The organism is Arthrospira sp. PCC 9901 (assembly GCF_059013425.1).
Window position 1 is genome coordinate 2499450 of record NZ_CP102296.1, and the last position, 16364, is coordinate 2515813.

11 protein-coding genes and 1 tRNA gene are annotated in these 16364 nt (G+C 47.2%); 8 read left to right on the forward strand and 4 right to left on the reverse strand.

From position 1 onward, the window contains the following. Positions 1–473 precede the first annotated feature (473 nt). Positions 474–4673, reverse strand: a complete 4200-nt coding sequence (locus NLZ44_RS10910; RefSeq protein WP_493752767.1) for an Eco57I restriction-modification methylase domain-containing protein — start codon at positions 4671–4673, stop codon at positions 474–476. Positions 4674–4959: 286 nt separating this feature from the next. On the opposite strand from NLZ44_RS10910, the gene NLZ44_RS10915 reads away from it, so the two are divergent. Both NLZ44_RS10915 and NLZ44_RS10920 read left to right on the forward strand, forming a co-directional pair. Beyond that, positions 4960–5376, forward strand: a complete 417-nt coding sequence (locus NLZ44_RS10915) for an element excision factor XisH family protein (RefSeq protein ID WP_493752768.1) — start codon at positions 4960–4962, stop codon at positions 5374–5376. Further along, positions 5364–5711, forward strand: a complete 348-nt coding sequence (locus NLZ44_RS10920; RefSeq protein ID WP_493752769.1) for a XisI protein — start codon at positions 5364–5366, stop codon at positions 5709–5711. Before NLZ44_RS10915 ends, NLZ44_RS10920 begins: the two co-directional genes overlap by 13 nt. A 37-nt stretch (positions 5712–5748) precedes the next feature. Here the strand turns inward: NLZ44_RS10920 and drmD are convergent, their stop codons facing one another. Both drmD and NLZ44_RS10930 read right to left on the reverse strand, forming a co-directional pair. After that, a complete protein-coding gene (gene drmD / locus NLZ44_RS10925; protein ID WP_493752770.1) occupies positions 5749–9072 on the reverse strand; it encodes a DISARM system SNF2-like helicase DrmD in 3324 nt (1107 codons plus the stop codon). 83 nt (positions 9073–9155) lie between these two features. After that, positions 9156–9229, reverse strand: a tRNA-Arg gene (locus tag NLZ44_RS10930). Positions 9230–9472: 243 nt separating this feature from the next. Between NLZ44_RS10930 and NLZ44_RS10935 the strand changes: the two genes are divergently transcribed. The 3 genes from NLZ44_RS10935 to NLZ44_RS10945 all read left to right on the forward strand — a co-directional run bounded on the left by NLZ44_RS10935 (position 9473) and on the right by NLZ44_RS10945 (position 12378). Continuing rightward, the gene (locus tag NLZ44_RS10935) at positions 9473–10144 is read left to right on the forward strand and encodes an Npun_F0813 family protein (RefSeq protein WP_493752771.1); all 672 of its coding nucleotides are present in this window, start codon (positions 9473–9475) and stop codon (positions 10142–10144) included. Positions 10145–10289: 145 nt separating this feature from the next. Next, positions 10290–11288 carry a hypothetical protein gene (locus tag NLZ44_RS10940; RefSeq protein ID WP_493752772.1) on the forward strand — a complete coding sequence of 333 codons (999 nt, stop codon included), beginning with the start codon at positions 10290–10292 and terminating at the stop codon, positions 11286–11288. A 178-nt stretch (positions 11289–11466) separates the two neighbouring features. Next, positions 11467–12378 carry a transcriptional regulator gene (locus NLZ44_RS10945; protein WP_493752773.1) on the forward strand — a complete coding sequence of 304 codons (912 nt, stop codon included), beginning with the start codon at positions 11467–11469 and terminating at the stop codon, positions 12376–12378. A 93-nt stretch (positions 12379–12471) separates the two neighbouring features. Here the strand turns inward: NLZ44_RS10945 and NLZ44_RS10950 are convergent, their stop codons facing one another. Next, positions 12472–12993, reverse strand: coding sequence for a Spy/CpxP family protein refolding chaperone (locus NLZ44_RS10950; RefSeq protein ID WP_493752774.1), 522 nt, complete (start codon positions 12991–12993; stop codon positions 12472–12474). A 177-nt stretch (positions 12994–13170) separates the two neighbouring features. Between NLZ44_RS10950 and NLZ44_RS10955 the strand changes: the two genes are divergently transcribed. From NLZ44_RS10955 to NLZ44_RS10965, 3 genes are all read left to right on the forward strand, one after another. Next, on the forward strand, positions 13171–14538 hold the full coding sequence (locus NLZ44_RS10955; RefSeq protein ID WP_493752775.1) for a sensor histidine kinase: 1368 nt from the start codon (positions 13171–13173) through the stop codon (positions 14536–14538). Further along, complete coding sequence (locus tag NLZ44_RS10960) at positions 14516–15178, forward strand: response regulator (RefSeq protein ID WP_111891938.1); 663 nt, start codon at positions 14516–14518, stop codon at positions 15176–15178. Before NLZ44_RS10955 ends, NLZ44_RS10960 begins: the two co-directional genes overlap by 23 nt. A 122-nt stretch (positions 15179–15300) precedes the next feature. Further along, positions 15301–16287, forward strand: coding sequence for a nodulation protein NodZ (locus tag NLZ44_RS10965; RefSeq protein WP_008048851.1), 987 nt, complete (start codon positions 15301–15303; stop codon positions 16285–16287). The last annotated feature ends 77 nt before the right edge of the window (positions 16288–16364 follow it).

The window sequence follows — 16364 nt, forward strand, 5'->3', positions numbered from 1 at the left end:
AGTCTTCTGTCGGGTGCGTCGGAAATGACACACCCTACTTCGGTTGACACACCATTAACCAATTATCTGCTTTGGTGCGTCGGAAATGACACACCCTACTTCGGTTGACACACCATTAACCAATTATCTGCTTTGGTGCGTCGGAAATGACACACCCTACTTCGGTTGACACACCATTAACCAATTATCTGCTTTGGTGCGTCGGAAATGACACACCCTACTTCGGTTGACACACCATTAACCAATTATCTGCTTTGGTGCGTCGGAAATGACACACCCTACTTGGGTTGACACACCATTAACCAATTATCTGCTTTGGTGCGTCGGAAATGACACACCCTACTTCGGTTGACACACCATTAACCAATTATCTGCTTTGGTGCGTCGGAAATGACACACCCTACTTGGGTTGACACACCATTAACCAATTATCTGCTTTGGTGCGTCGGAAATGACACACCCTACTTGGGGGATTAAAGTAATGTACCTTGAATGGCGGACGATGATTCACCTTTTTTTGATGTCTTTTTACCCGGCTTTTTGCCCCTCTTCGGACTATGCAAACCTTCGGCGACTTCCATCGCATAACGTTCATGATTTAGCCTTAGAAGACGGTCTAGCACTTCCACACGCGCCTTTTCACTAATCGTAAACCTTAAACCCTGTTTCGTCTCGTGGAAGTCGTGCTTTAGGTCGATATCTTCCCAACCGTAAGCCGCACCTACCCCTCTATCCATTTCTATCTGAAGCTGCCGCAACTTTTCGATTTCTGGGGCGCTTTCTTCGGGGTTATGGAAGCGGTTATAGGTTTTCGTTAGACCCTCCCCACGGCTTTTCATCATGCTTTGGCGATGACTATAATACTCTTCCCCAATCTCTTCTAGCCTCCCTATTTCTTCCGGGAAAGGGAAGGTTTCAAAGCAGTCTGTGGGAGTGTATTGAGGTCGTGTTTCTAATTTGTTGCCATACTCAAGAACCCATTTCCAATGGAATTCACTTTGTAAAATTGCATAATCAGAGTAATTTGAAAAATTTAAAACAACAGTCATGTGACTTAAAACAATATTTACAGGACAAAATACTAAGCTATGATGCTTGCTAGTTAAAGGGTGTACTAAAACCCGATCGCATTTCTTAATCGCCTCATAAAGTCCTTTTCTCGGACCACCATATCGCCACCAATATTTCGCTACTCCTTTATTGAAATGATTGATAGGTGGCAACACAATTCTTTCCGGTTTAACCAACCTTTCCAGAATCTCCAAACAATCGGGATAGTCTGCCGCGTAGGGGGGACCTTTGGGCTTTTTCGGATCATCATGTTCCGCATCTAACGGCCAATCAAAGAAATTAATCACCCAACGACTAGGAGATTGGTCAGGATTCGTGTTCAAATCTTGACCATTCAAATAGGGAAATAACACATCCTTGTTGCGGGGGTTTTTGGCAATTAAAGCCTCTGCTTCTTCCGGTGTCAAAACAAACCCCATTCCCAGAACAATTGACCCCTGAAAAGACTTGCCACTATTGGCAACTAACCGATGAGGATTTCCTACTACTTGACCTGGCACAGTTAAAAACGGCGTAATTCCCGCCACTGGTTGGTCATTCAAAACAAAACCTTGCGGCCATTTCCCCTGGTGTAACCATACATAAGCCACCTCTAAAGCCGCCGTCCCCAGCCAAGGGCGACTGGGTATCGCCCGGGGAATCGTATAACCTTGCGCCACCAATTGATCTAAACCCACTTGACGGGTATCACCCTGTGCAATGGTATTAGTTGCCACTAAACCACAATTGCCGAGGGGTCTAATTAACCTCGCCGCTTGCAGGAAGAAATAGGCGCATAAATCCGCAGTACCTCTATTTCCTCGTACTCCATTCGCCAAATATTCAACAAGATAATTTCTATAATTTCCCCCCAAAGCAGTAAATATCTTTAATCCCCCCTGAAAGGGAGGATTTCCGACAATGGCATTAAAGCCAACCCTTTCCCCCCAAAACACCTCTGGAAACTCCAAAACCCAATGAAAAGGTAGCCGAGGCGGTTGACCTTCTGGTTTACCCAGGTTTAACATTCGTTGTGCGGTCTCGCGAATTTGCCGTAACTTGAGTTCCCTGGTCGCCTCATCTTCCTCCTGGAAAGCCGCCGTCACCTGAGTAGATAAAACCCCCAAATCTTCCAGCTTCAAATTCCCAGTTTTTCCCGCCTCCGCTAAGGCTTCCCCAATCAAATAATCCGCGGCAATTTTGATACTCTCCGTCAAAGCATCCGCCTGGGCGAGTAACCTCTGCTTCTGTTGCAAATCCTGCACATTCCCCACCGTAAAAGCCTCTAATTCCCGCCGTTTCGCTATGGCTTCGTCTAACAGGGGTCGCCAAATCTCCGACACGGTGCGTAATTGTACCGCCTCTTGGTCGGGGTTCAAATGCAAAAAGTCAATTTGTTCGCGACGGGTCACCCCCAACAGGGAGTCGCCACAGCGCAAAGCATGGTCTAAAAAGGTGAAGGGGCGGTCTTTTTGCAGGGTAGTCAACCACAACGACAACTTCGCCATTTCCACCGCCATGGGGTTCTTGTCCACCCCATACAAACAACGGTCGGCTACCAACCGGCGCGCCACCACCAAACGTTCATCGGGGTCTGTGGGTAAAAGCGCCTCCCGCAGGTCTCCCACGGACAAAGACCCATCAGGGAGGATGCGAACTTCTTTTTTCCGGCTGCTGGCAGCCCCTTCTTGCCCCTTCCCAGACTCGGAGGGGGTGATTTGACCTTCCCAGGCTTCCACGAGGCGATCGCCTAAATAACGGCAAACCTGCACCAAAAACGCCCCGCTTCCCATAGCCAAATCGCAGACTTTCAAGGACAACAACTCGGTGGGGGTTTTCAGTCGCCATTGCTGTTGAGGTTTCCCCTCGGTGACTCCCTCATAGACTAAGGGTTCTAGGGTATATTTAACAATCTCTTCGGTGAGGGCGCGAGGGGTGTAATGGGTTCCGGTTTCTCGTCGGTCAGTCCCCAGGGTGACAAATACACTCCCCTCTGGTATAATCAACGGGTAGCCAAAGGTGTCTGGGCGGATTAATTTTAACCAAGGTTGCACCCGCTCAAATAAGGCGCTATTATTGTTACAAGCAATGCGGGCTTTTTGACTGGAAGGGAGGTCTAGGCTTTCCTGGGCGGACTCGGAAGACGGCAGGGCTTTGCTCAGGGCGCTGGCAGAACGTCCGGTCTGTTTTTTCAGGAATTTTACTAGAGCCTCCTCTCCCTCGGCGGCTAGGGTTTCCAGTTGCGCTAAGGGAATTTCCGGTTGCTTGTCTTTTGTCCCGGCTAACCCGATAATGGTTTCGGTGGCGCGGACGGCGGTATGGTCTAGTAAGCCTTCGTAAACATGACCTATCTGCTCAATGTCTAAGGCGCGAAAGGAGAGTTTCCGAGGTTCAACTCCGCCGCCGGGTACTTTCACCTGGAGAATTTGCAGGGCTTCCAATAGGTGTAAAACCGTGCGATTATTAATGGGGATAGGTTCGGCTGGCGTGTTTCGCCAATGGGTCTGGGGAGTACGTCCTTCTAGGAACTCGAAACGGTCGGGGTCGAACAATTCTCCGGCTAATGGCAGCAATTTCAGCAGGTCATGACTTATGCCACCAAATACAGCCCGAAAAGTAGCCAACAGACGACACCAAGCATCATAACGCCTTTCGAGGAGTTCTTCCCCATGTTGGTCGGCTTGTTCCCGGAGTTGCCCCCTCAAGGTGGAAACGGCATAAAATTGGTCGTAAATGCGATCGCCCAATAGCAGTAAATGACGTTCCTCCGCCGAAAACAAGAACACCAACCGCATCATCACGGTTAAGGCAGCTTGATAGACGACGGCTTCCGAAATACCGGCTAAAAGTTGGCGATCGCGGTCTTGATCAATGCGGTCTATTGCCTGCACTAACAATTCTACCGCCTTTCGTACCTGAAAACCCAACTGATCGGTAACTTCCTGTTGAGCGTCCTTACTCTGGGCTAAAAGAGACTCTAAGGTTTCCGAGTCTTTGACCGCGAAAAACTGCCGCACCCCCAACAAACTCCGAAACGCGCGCAGGGTGATTTTTTCTTCCAGCCACAGGTTACTATACCAGGAAATATAACCGGTTGACTCCCCTTTCGGAGCATTAACTAGCATCCAATGTTCCCCATTAGTCAACAAGCCTAAGCGCACCTCTGTAGCGTGGAGAAGTTCCATCATTCCGGTAGCGGGGGAGGCTTTCCAGCGAGAGTTTTGGTAGGTTTTTTCTAATCCTTGGTCGGGGGAGACTCTCTGAATCAAAAGGCGAGGTTTTTTAGTATTCAAGTCAACCACAACGGCATCAGGTCGCAGGGTGATTTGATATTCGGGAATAGTGACTTTCAAACTGTTAGGAATAGCGGCTTGAGTAGCCAACAATTCCGGGGGAAATCCCAAAACTTCCGCCAAAACCCAGTCAACCCAAGCGTAATGAATACCGGGGTTAGCGCGACTTTCTAACCATTCTTGATAGGCTTGACGCAACAGTTTAAATTGTTCGGGGTCGTGACCTTCTAAGCCTTGGGGAAAAGCCTCCAACAAGACGCTTAAACTGAGAAAAGGACCCGATGCTTCCACGAGGGAAAGCCATTCGGCGTGGTGACGGGTGATGGACATTGTGGTTAGGATATGGGTACAATCTGGAGACAAGCAAAAGGCAGCTACCTAACTACTGTAGGCGATCGGATATCATTGATGCAAGTAGTCTAGCTTGGTAGGGTGCGTCACAGAGACTAACTTCTGGTAGAAACGACTATCTTTCATATTGACACACCATTAACCAATTATCTGCTTTGGTGCGTCGGAAATGATGTAACCCCATTTACCCGATGATTTACCCCTGACGCACCCTACCCACTTCGAGTCGGCGGCTCATCGTAAACATCATGTAGTTGCTTCATTTATGGCTAAAGATCGTTTTCATGAACTTGTTAAGATAGCTCTCGAATCAGAGGGATGGAATGTTACTCACGATCCATTTCACATAAAAATTGGTGGAGTAGAGATGGAAGTTGATTTGGGAGCTGAAAGATTGATCGCAGCCGAACGAGGAGAGCAAAAAATTGCTGTGGAGGTCAAAAGTTTTTTAGCGAGTGCATCGGCAATTTCGGAGTTTCATACAGCATTGGGACAGTTTATTAACTATCGGGCTGCCTTACGCAGTGAAGATCCACATCGAACCCTTTATTTGGCTATTCCCAGTCTAGTTTATAACAGTTTCTTTCAACTGGAATTTCCTGCGTCAATGTTGCGAGAAAATTCAGTTAAAATCATGGTTTATGATATAGAATTGGAGCGAATTTTGCTATGGAAAGAGTGATAGATAAGGTGAAAAACTATCAGCAAATTGTCCAGCAATTATTGATGGATTATGCCCAAAGTAAGCCTGCTTATGGCGAGATTGAAGTTGAAACAATTTTCGATACAGAGCGACATCATTATCAAATTGTCCACTTAGGTTGGCATCATCAGCGCTGGGTGCATGACTGTATAATTCATGTAGATATTCGGGATGAAAAAATTTGGATTTTTTATAATTCCACGGAGCATGATATTGCCGCCGACTTAGTTAATTTTGGTGTACCCAAACAAGACATTGTGCTAGGATTTTACCCTCCTTTTATGCGAGAAATGAGTGATTATGCCGTCGGTTAGAAGTGCCGGCAAAGATGGACAGATATGATTAGCTCGTTTAAGTTAAGTTTTTGGGAATCAAAAAGGTAATCGCCAAGGGAAATAATCGGGGTGTGGGGTCAGCAAAACGACGGCGAATGGCATCGGTTTCCTGTGCAATTTCCTGGGGAATTTGACTCAGACGCTGCTCTAAACTGTGCTGATTTCGTTCAAATTGTTCCCGTTCGGTATTATTGAATAGGGATAATTGCAGGGGGTTTTGGAGTTCTTGGCGGATACTATTTTCTAACTCTACCAAAATGGTGGTAATATCATTAACTTCTTTCTCGCAGCGTTCCTTTAATGCCTTTTCTAAGGAGGCTGTCCGAGCGCTTTTTATGACCTCTAAACTCTGCATCAGGGGTTGAGCATAACTTTCCCACAGAGAAACCAAACGTTCTTTAATGGCTTCCGGGACGGGTTCATCGGCAATCACCCCTTTCTGAACCTGTTGCATTTCTAACATTTTAAAACGCCGAAAACGACCTTCTCGCAGTCGCCCTCCGGCGGTAATGACTTCCTCATGGAGCCGGCGCGCATCCCCTCCTAAAATGACTAGACGACCATGGGCGATAACGGCAGGATAATCTAATTGGGAACTATTGACCAGATAGGCGGTGACCCGATGGAGGGATTTATTAGAGCCATTATTCCACACTTCCGCCCGCAACAGGCGTAGACACATCTGGACTAGGCGATGATTTAAATGCACTAACACTACATCATCCCGTCCCCGCGAGCGATCGGGGTCAAAGGTGATGGGACGAATTTCGCCAGTGTGGGGGTGTTCTAAGCCTGCTGCACAAGCTGACCAACTGCCCCCTAGGGGGGGGATATGGTAGAGGGATTTCTCGCCCTCAAGGGGCTGTAAAGGGGGTTGTTGGGCGACTTCTAAGCCGACCCGCACGACGGATTGTATATGCTCTGGGGTCAGTCTTAGCTGGGTGCGGGTTTCTTGGAGTTGGGCTTGTAGTTGCTCAATGCGATCGCGCACTTTCCGCTCGAATTGCAACAGGCGACGCACGGGTTCGCTTTCCCTTTCGGCTTGGGCGGTGTCGAGGTGGCGACGTTTCCCTAACATGGCTTCCTCAACTTGGGCGGCAATCACTGGCCCGACTTTGCCTAGGTCTTCCCGGATGGTATTTACTTTGAGGGCGGCACGCATCAAAAATTCTAAATCCCCCGCCAAATCGCCCGGACGAGTCCCTAGTGTGCTTTCCTGTTGGCTATAGCCTCGACCAACAAAGTGATAAATCATGACTTTGGGGGCTGGTTGTCCGTGGCGGTCAATGCGACCATTACGCTGCTCGAGACGGTTGGGGTTCCACGGGATTTCATAATGGATTAGGTTGGAACAGTGATTTTGCAGGTCTAAACCCTCGGAGGCGGCATCGGTGGCTAACAAAATTCGTACATCCGACATGGCGGCGCTGGCTTGAAAGGCGGCTTTGACTTTTTCGCGATCGCTTGAATTCATGCCACCATAAAGGGTCATCAGGCGATCGCCTTGGGCTAATCCAAGAAGCGCCAACAGCTCATATAACCATTTTTGGGTAGTGCGATATTCGGTAAAGATGATCACCCGCTGCTCAGACCAATTCCCTTGGGGGCGAATGTGGGCATTAATCCAATCTAACAGCTTTTGGGCTTTGGAGTCCCGACGGCGGGAGGCAGCCTCGGCCCATTGTGTCATGAATTGCAGCAGGGCTTCCTCTTCCGGGGTGAGGGGGCGAAACAGCACAGAGGTTTCACTGACGGCATCTTCGACGGTTTCTTCTAGGAGATCATCATCATCTTGGTCTTCGGCTACGGCTTCAAATCGACGGCGTAAAATGTCAACGGTGGGGGGAGATAAACGGCGGTTGGGTCTTTGTTTTTGGGCTTTAATGGTCTGCTGGTGCTTTTGAAGGGTGGTCAAAAAAGCCTGGGGGGAAGAAAATAACCGCTTTTTCAGCAGTTTCAGCACAAACTCGGTGGCGGTTAATTCCACTTGTTCGACTCCCTCACCACTACAACGTAATTCTGTATAACGTTTGAGGGCGGCGTGGATTTGCTCCTCCTCTGGAGTGTAGTCTACTTCTAAGGCTTCTAATTGCCGCACGGGAAAGCGAGGCGTGCCATCCCAACGGGGGGGTAATTCGCCCTTGAGGCGGCGAATCATGACGGTTTGTAATTGATGGCGATCGGGGTTCACCCCACGAGCAAATCTTTGGGAGTCCAGTAATTCTAACAGGGCGGTGAAACTCTCAGGGTAGCCATTGTGAGGGGTGGCGGTTAAAAAAAGTTTATGCTCAAAATGGGGGGCTAACAACCGAATGGTGGCAGTCCGCTGTGAGTCTACGGCATATTTACCGCCTCCAGAAGGGGCGACATTGTGGGCTTCATCCACAATCAGCAGGTCAAAACGACGGGGAAAGACGGATTCCCCCTCGGCGGGTAGGACTTCCCGAATCAGACGCAAAGGGCGATCGCGTTTCAGAAAGTCAATGGAGGTAATTAGGCGGGGAAAGTGAGTCCAGGGGTTGACGTGCAAACCGCGACTGCGCCGCAACTCCCGCAATAAGTCACTGTTGACGATGCGAAAATCTAAGCCAAATTTATCCCGCATTTGGTCCCGCCATTGGATTTGTAGGGAGGATGGACACACAATCAAAATCTGACGCGACCCCGCGCAGCGGCTGATCAGCAATTCTTGGGCGACTAAACCCGCTTCGATGGTTTTCCCTAAACCTACATCATCGGCAATTAACAAATTCACCCGGGGCATTTGAATGGCACGCACCACCGGATCGAGTTGGTAATCTTCGATATCAATGCCACTGCGGAAGGGAGATTGTATATTGCGGACATCTGCAGTGGAAGCAGCCCCCCAACGGACGGCATCCAGAAAGGCATCAAGGCGATCGGGCGAGTCAAACCCATCGGGATAGGGCAGTTGGGCGGATTCAAATATCTTAGCCCCGGGTTCGAGTTCCCAGACCACCTGCAATTCTTCACCTAAGGCATCATCTTCTACTGAAGACAGACTCACCAGATGTTGTGTCGGTTGATAGCATGGGGGCAGGTTCATCGAGTCTCTGGTTTTTCCCGTGGCTGATATAGCACTGGTCTCTACCTGATGGGGTGGCAAGATAGACCGTTTAACCTCGGTCACGGCGAAACGTTGACCCCTCACCTCAACCAGTTGACCGGGTTCTGGAATGGCAAACACCGGGGCGGGTGGATGCCTTTGGCTAGTGGTGTTTCCAGTGCCGTGCCAAGGCTGGGGCGACAAGCTGGCTGATTCTTCTAATGGCTGATCTAGCACCCCGTCGCTACCATCCGTCCCTACAGCTCGATTCATCAACCTAATTTTACCTAAGATTGCTTCCGGCTTATTATAGCTTTGGTCTCAAATTTTCAGCAATAACTATTGACAAATTTCAACGGGTGTGGTAGGACTCGAACCTACGACAAACGGCTTAGAAGGCCGCTACTCTATCCAGCTGAGTTACACACCCAGGCAAATCTTGCATTTTACCTGAAGTTGACACCTATAGTATCAACAGTCCCAAGGCTTGGCCACGAATGGACACCTGTAGATGATAACATAAAAGCGATCGAGCTTGACAGTTGACTGGCAAAAATTATCTGGGATGATTAAGTTTGCCACATTGGAGATTATAGCGCCATGGGTTCAACAAGCACTACAATAACAAACACGAGCCGACCTGCAACTCTGCCAAGAGTAGGTACATAGTGTTATGTTTATTCTGAAACGACAGGATGTTGAGATCTCCACGATCCAACACCCCAATCGGGATCAACAGATTCCCATTCTCTATTATCAAGGGCAGACCTTCCGTCTGATGAAGGTTTTTACTGTTCAGCAAGAAAACGAAGCCAGAGCTTATTGGCGAGACTTGACTGATAACAAGGGTAAAGCCTGCGTACTACTCGAAGAACCAGAACGCTATAGTGTTTGGGGTAAAGTTCGCCTTGAACAACTCGGTAGTGAGGGGGGTGGAGGTACTGATGCTAAGGTATCAGGTCTCATTCGCGCTTCTCTATTGGTCTTACAAGCAGTTTACTTTGATGTTGAGGATTTATTGGGGTCAAGACAAGCTGTAGCCTTTGAAAAGGATCTGCTCAAGATTCTTCAAAAAGGGAAATTTCCCGCCCATGATAACTCAGAGGCGGTCAAGACTCTTTTGACCAAAGACCCCCTGGAAAGTTTACAAATTCCTTCCTGGAATGAAAATCACCTGAAAACATTGCTAGAAGAAGTTTACCGTCTGGGTAAGAGCTACTTCGGAAATACTAGCTTTGCAGAAGGCTTAGATGAAGTTCTACAGGACTTGGCCAAAGAAGACCGGGATGCATTTATCAGTTGGCTGGGTGAATCTACTCTGGGAAATCTCTGGGAGATAAGTTAAGTAATGTTAGGATTTTTAAGTTTTGGTATCTAAATATGGGAGGCTTGAATTGAGATTAGTTTTTGACTGAGTATTCTTGGGCAAATCTATTGCCATCTGGTTTAGTAATGGTTTTCAACTGTAGATTTCTTGTTATTGTATCGCTATGAGTAGCACGTCACCACAAAAATCATCGGTTATATCATCTCTGGTATCTCCGCAAAATCTGGTGATATTTGGCATCACCTGGGCGGTTCTGGCTCTGTTGTTCTTCCTGCTGTTTAGTGTAAGTGCGCCAGGGGAAGAACGACCTTTATGGTATTCCATTGGCACTTATATCTTTGAATTGGGTGCTTTTCTGATGGCTGCACTGGTTTGCTATAGAAATTGGCGTAGCCCCCAAATGGTCAGCGGACGCAATGTCTGGCTGGGAATTGGTCTAGGATCACTGTTTTATTTTATGGGAGGTTTACTATTTGGTTTATGGGAACTGGTATGGAACCTTGACCCGGTGGTTTCCCTAGGGGATGGGTTCTATGTCCTCAGCTATTTGTTGTTTGGCTGGGGAATGGTTACGGCGGTGACTTCTAAACGCCTAAATCTGGAGGTTTGGCAGTGGGCAACTCTGACTGGTGTGGCGATCGCTGGTATAACTTTGGCAACCTGGGTAGCTGATCCGTCATTTTTTGGGCTGTTAGGGAATGCGGAAGAACCCCCGGGTCAGGAACAGATAGTCACTACGCCTAATGGAGTGGCTATGGTTGATGAAGCCATAGCTGAGGAGGAGGAAGAAAGTACGGCCCCAGATTGGGTGCTGGCAGCTGATGCTAAACTTGAACCTCTGGGATTTTGGCTGAATTTGTTTTACATCTATGGTGATGTGGTGTTGCTGATTCTAGCAACGGCGCTGATTCTGGCTTTTTGGGGAGGGCGCTTTTCTCAGTCCTGGCGTATGATAGCCTTTGCTATCTTCTCGCTGTATGTGGCGGATACTTACTTTAAATGGTCTGATTCTCGGGTGGAAATTGAGTATGAAAGTGGCAACCTGCTAGAAGTGTTTTTTGTCTTTACTGGCATTTTGTTTGCGATCGGTGCCATCCTAGAATATGACATATCAACTCGTTCTCGCCAAAGCCGACGTGGTAGACGCACCAGCAGAGGCTAGAATGAAAGTTGATGTGTCTAGTTTTGTCGCTGGATTTTCCAGAGAACTTCAAGTTTTGATGTTCCTAATCGTTGAAGAAAATCTGTAGAGAAAATTAGCAAAAGAGGCGATCGCACTTAGGGGGATCCCTTCTAAGCCTGTGGAAATTAACTCCAATGTCCAATTTAGACCAAATCTGATGACATCCTCAAAACTTTCTGACTCCCAAAAACAGGAAATCGTTAGGCTTTATCAAGATGTACCGGAGGAAACGACCATCACCCTAGCGGAAAAGTTCGGGGTGAGTAGTTCTACGGTAAGGCGTATTCTACAAAGTGCCGTCCCACGGGATGTTTATGATGTTCTAACTCATCAGAAGCAACGGTTACGAAATCAGAAAAAACCCCAACTCAAGGATAGCAGATCTGAATTTACTGATGGGGAGTCTCAAGCATTGGAATCTGAGGATTCTAAGTTAGATTCTGATGCTACGACGGGGGTCCGCCTGCGGAAACGCTCATCTGTGTTAGAAGCTGAGACGGTAAAAGCCACGCCAGATTCAAATTCTGGGGAAACTACCCGTGCGCCGTTGCGGGAACAACCAAATTTGAAAACTCCAAATGATGAGATGGAGGAGTTGATCACACCGGAGTTGTTTTCTGGGGAAGAATTTAGCGATTTTGAGGATGATGAGGATGAGGATGAGGATGAGGATGAGGATGAGGATGAGGATGAGGATGAGGGTTATGGGGACAATGATCAGGATTTGTTCGATCGCCCCCTTACGCCTGATGCTAACAGCTTAGTTCAAATTCTCCCCCTGACGGAGGCTGAGTTACCTAAAATTTGCTATTTGGTGATTGATCGGGCTTCGGAACTGATTGTTAAGCCTTTGAAGGCTTTTGCGGAGTTAGGACGTATCCCGTCGGAAGAAATTCAGGAAAAAACTCTACCTGTTTTTGATAATCATCGGGTGGCTAGTCGGTTTTCGGCACGCAATCAGCGGGTTTTTAAGGTTCCTGATGGCAGGTTAATACAAAAAACAGCCCCCCATTTGCAAGCGAAGGGAATCACTAGGTTGTTGATTGACGGTCAGGTTTATCACTTTTGAGTTGGGTTAATTTAGGGAACAGGAAACAGCTTTCACGCGCCAGGTTTCCTGTTCCTATTGTTGAGAAGTTAGTTAATTGGCTTGATCGCTATTCTAACGAACACTACCAGGAACAACACGACCAGGACCACGACCATTACCGGGACCACCACCGGGACCACGACCAGGACCACGACCAGGACCACCACCAAGACCAGGACCACCACCAGGACCACCACCACAACCAGGACGTTCCCCCATTCTTTCCTGGAGTTGCGATCGCTGTTCTGGGGTGAGAACTTCCCGCATTTCTAACATAGTCTCGAACCGCTGGTCACTCAAGGCGCGACTCAACTCTTGGATTCTTTGACGCTGTTGGCGCAATTGTTCTGGACTGGCGTTGCTTTGTTGTAGCGATCGCATTTGTTCCCGACTGGCTTGGAGTTCCTGCCGTTGAGGCTCTGAGGAAGTGGCGGCGCGATCGCGAATTGCTTGCATCATCTCCTGTTGTTGGGGGGTTAGGTTCAGACTATCAAAGCATTCACCTTTACGGGGACCAGCAAAAGCGGCGGTGGTAGTTATGGGGACAATTAAGGCGGTAGCAGCCATTAGAGAAAATAAGCGTTGCATATTCATAATCTATAATCCGGGAATATCTTTGAGATTATCGACTCGGTTTGAGCTTTAATCTCATTGTAGGTAGATACAAGCTGCGATCGCCTCGATCAGAATACCCAATTATGATAGGTCTTTGGTAACGGTTTCTGATAGTCCTAAAGTACCAAAAGAGATATCCGGGGGGGTTGGCTGCGCGTGAAAAATATTTTGGGTCGTCGGAGTTTTCCAGTACCTTTGCTGCTGTATTTAGAGTGGGTGCTGTTGGCGATCGCCCTGTTAACCGCCTTTAGCCCCCCTGTCATCCACAGTCCCGGACAACAGGGACAGGGACACAGGGTTCACCGTCAAATCCACAGACCAGACAGACCAGAAACTGTAACGGATAATCAACAGAGGCGATCGGGGTATGGCGTGCGTCCCCGAGACCGGAATTGGGGACACTACCGCAGTCGTCGGTTTCCCCTGGGGATTTTGGTTAGTATTGGCAGTTTGGGTCTCATGGGGTTGAGATTACCTGAGCGATCGCGCAGACCTGCGATCCGGTGGGTATATATCGCCTGTGGGTTTACGTTTAGTTGGTTGGCGGTGGTATTTGGGGGGCGGGGGGTGAGTTTTTTATCCGCCCTGTTGCTAGTCGTGGTTATTCGCGCCTGTCTGTTATTTTCCTGGCGCGATCGCATTGCGGTCGCTATTTTTGCCTATGGCTTATTTCTGCTGTGGGTATTTCTGCGCCTGAGACCCCTGGCTGGTAATTGGGCTGATCCAATTCAGGGGCTAGTATTGACTCTGACTTTTAATTCTAGTGTTTTATTTGGGTTAGTATTACTGTTTGTTTTATTGTTAGTAGGAGCGCTATTATCAGAGCAAGAAAGTCGCCAGAAATTGGCGGAAGCGAATCAACAGTTAAGGGAATATGCTATGTTGATTGAGGATAGGGCAATTAGCCAAGAACGTAATCGCATCGCCCGAGAAATTCATGATTCTGTAGGTCATCATTTGACTGCCCAAAGTATTCAATTGGAAAATGCGGCTCTATTTATCGCTGAGGATAAACAACGGGCTGCCCGACATCTTCAACAGGCTAGGGAGTTGGGGAAGGAAGCCTTAAAAGAGGTGCGGGCATCGGTGAAATCTTGGCGATCGCATCCTCTAAAACAGTCTTTTTTGCAGGCACTATCACAGCTAATTTCCGAGTTTGAGGCGACTACATCAGTCCCGGTAGCATCTAATTTACAAATCACGGATACATTACCCCTTGATATTTCTATCGTTTTATATAGGGTCATTCAGGAGGCTTTTACCAATATATCTAAGCACGCCCAAGCCACAAAAGTAGAGTTATTTTTATCGGAAAATAGCCGAGAATTTACATTGACCATTGAGGATGATGGCTGTGGTTTTAATCCTGCCCAAAACACAACGGGATTTGGCTTGCAAGGTATGGGGGAAAGGGTGATGGCTATTGGGGGTCATTTCGACTTAAACAGTTCTCCCGGTGAAGGATGTAAAATTGAAGTAAAAATCTGGAAAAATCAGCATCATGATTCGAGTTCTGTTGGTTGATGATCAGGGGATTATTCGGGAAGGGTTACGGAGTTTATTAGAGGCGAAACCAGACTTGGAAATAGTGGGAGAGGCTGAGAATGGGAAATTGGCGGTGGAATTAGCCTTAAAATTAAAGCCGGATGTGGTGTTAATGGATGTGCGAATGCCAATTATGGATGGGGTGGCGGCGATGCGATCGCTTGCTGAACAACAGCCGGAAATTAAGGTTTTGGTATTAACGACTTTTGATGATGATGAATATGTCACCCAAGCTATGGAATCCGGCGCTAAAGGATACCTATTAAAGGATACACCTTCCGATGAACTAGCGCAAGCTATTCGGGCAGTGTATAAAGGATATACACAGTTAGGACCGGGTTTATTTGAGAAGGTGATGGCTGCTAGGTCTAAGGCTTCTAGGGATGAACCTTTACCAGATAATTTACAAGATTTAACTCCTAGGGAATTGGAGGTTTTGCGGTTAATTGGTAAGGGTTACAGCAACCGAGAAATTGCCCAGGAGTTATTTATTAGCGAGAGAACTGTGAAAAATCATGTTTCTAGTATTTTAAGCAGTCTGAATTTACGCGATCGCACTCAGGTGGCTTTACTGGCTAATCAATACCCAATTCTGTCTGAGCATCAACCTCCCCCATAATTGACTCTGAGATACTATAAATCCCCGTGCTAGGCTTCCCTGTCAGAAGTGGCGATCGACTCCCAAAATAGTAAAATCGTGCTAAATTAATCATCATAACTTTACCAATAATCATTATAACTATGACTAACTATATTGTTGTCAAGGGAACATCAGGCATTGGTAATCGTGTTTTTGCAGTAGCTACCGGGATTTTATATGCTCAGTTGAGTGGTCGTCAGTTAGTAGTTGATTGGCGAGATGGGAGTTATTCTAATAGTGGAACTAACTTATTTTTCCGGTATTTCGACTGTCCCGTAGCACAGTCCGTAGAAGTGTTACCCGCCACCGATTCGATTTATCCTACCCATTGGCAAAATAAACTTAATCGGTCTTTGGGTTCTGTAATCAATGAGTCGGGTCTTAGTTGCTATAAAGACTTGTCCTTTGATGTGTCTCGTTTGGATTATACCGAAACTATTATAGTGTTGTCCGCTTATACCCATAAAATTGGTTTTATGCGCCTTTTATTTACTGGGTCAGCTAGTCGTTTTGCCTCAATGAATAATCTGGAAATTCTCCAGTTGGTTTTGCAGTCTAACCTCAGCTTAAAAGAGGACATTCGGTTACAGGTTGAGGAATTTAAACGAGAATATTTTGCCGATTATATGATTGGGGTGCATATTCGTTACTCCGATATGAAAGTGCCTTTATCAGAGGTAGAATCATCTCTGGCATCAATCATCAGGTCGGTTAAGTCAAAACACCCTAACTATAAGATATTTGTAGCCACCGATTCTCAAGAGGTGCTGTCTTCATTTAAACAGAAATTTCCGGTTATTATCTCAACTAATAAGTGGTTTTCTGCTTCGGGAAAACGACTGCATCAAAATCCCGAAGAATGCGAGGACTTAATTCAAAATGGCATTGAGGCTCTGGTAGATTTAGATTTGCTGGCTGCTTGTGATGAGTTACTATTTGCATCCCGCTCATCTTTTGGTTTATTGTCGAGTATGTTAATGGATAAACCCCAGGCTATTCGCCATGATATTGATACCCAAAAACCACTAATCAAACGAGTTCAACTCAAGCTGAAAAATCTAGCCAAGAAGCTGAAGATTGGGGGGTAAATCAACGATCACAAAATCGATAAAGACCAATCATCAAAGTGTGGTAGCGCCACCGACTATCTGAGAAACCCTCATAA